The sequence below is a fragment of the Blautia sp. DFI.1.216 genome (assembly GCF_020594215.1).
In the GTDB taxonomy this organism is placed as follows: Bacteria; Bacillota; Clostridia; order Lachnospirales; family Lachnospiraceae; genus Blautia_A; species Blautia_A wexlerae.
On the sequence record NZ_JAJDML010000158.1, the window covers coordinates 1 to 689 of the forward strand.

At 41.8% G+C, this 689-nt stretch carries 1 protein-coding gene; it reads right to left on the reverse strand.

Annotated features, from left to right (window positions below; genetic code table 11):
- Positions 1 to 689, reverse strand: a 689-nt coding sequence (locus LJE11_RS19205; RefSeq protein ID WP_173679727.1) for a hypothetical protein, incomplete at both ends; no start/stop codon positions are given.

Genomic DNA, 689 nt, shown 5'->3' on the forward strand with positions numbered 1-689 from the left:
ATTCTATTCCTCCTGTGATGGAAACCTTAAAAATATCAGTAGCTACCTGTTCTTCTGCTTTCGGAAAAACCTGAATTATCGTATTTTCCCCCGGCATAACAACTCCCGTGTCTTCGTCAATATAGAACCATGCCCTGAAATGTTCCGTATCCTCAAAATCAACTGTGACAGGTTTTTGCCCATTGTTGCATATTGTAATCAACCGTGATGGGCACATCAACATATCCGGCTCTGGTTCTACATCATCCCATGAATCGTACTCTTCCTGAGTAATTGTGAGAAATCTCGTACCACTATTTGGTACACAGTTAACCTCGTAATCCTCCTCTGATTCCCCACGAACGAGAACCCGTATCCTGCACTCTGCCTGAATTCCTTCTTCTGTTTCCATGACAAAAGTTTCTTCATGAATCCCCTGAGAAAGATTTGGCTTTACATAAATATCCACTGCAACAGCTTCTCCGGGCTTAACCTTATTCCCAACTTTCATCGGAAGTCTTCCCTCATATAATAATGGATGCTCTAAATGTTCAAGTCTAAAATCATTCAATTCTGAAATGGATTTGATCTGCCAGCTCTCTGTACCTGTATTTTTTATCTCTAGCCTTTCCCAACCGCCGCCGTTTACTCCAGCCTGTCCCAAATCAAGGATTTCACTAGAAACTGTCGCCTCATATTTCTCATATCTC